Raw genomic sequence first — 223 nt, 5'->3', positions numbered from 1 at the left:
ACGCGGCCCACGGTCACCCTCACGACGGTCATCCCTACGACCGCCAAAGCCACCACGCTCGCCGCGGTCGCCGTAACCGCCACCACGCCGGTCGTCACGGCGGTCATCACGCCGGTCATCACGGCGGTCGTCGCGCCGGTCGTCACGGCGGAAGCCTCCGCGGTCGCCTCCGCGGTCGCCGCCGCGGTCGCCGTAGCCACCACCGCGGTTGTCGTCGCGGTCG

General features: G+C 74.4%; 1 protein-coding gene. It reads left to right on the top strand.

What is annotated here, in order from left to right:
• A partial coding sequence (locus IO33_RS50985; protein WP_031174384.1) for a hypothetical protein occupies positions 1-223 on the top strand: 223 nt, incomplete at both ends.

The organism is Streptomyces durhamensis, from assembly GCF_000725475.1.
Classification (GTDB): Bacteria; Actinomycetota; Actinomycetes; order Streptomycetales; family Streptomycetaceae; genus Streptomyces; species Streptomyces filipinensis.
The sequence above is the reverse complement of the archived record's forward strand: the minus strand, read 5'-3'. Positions and strand labels throughout refer to the sequence as shown.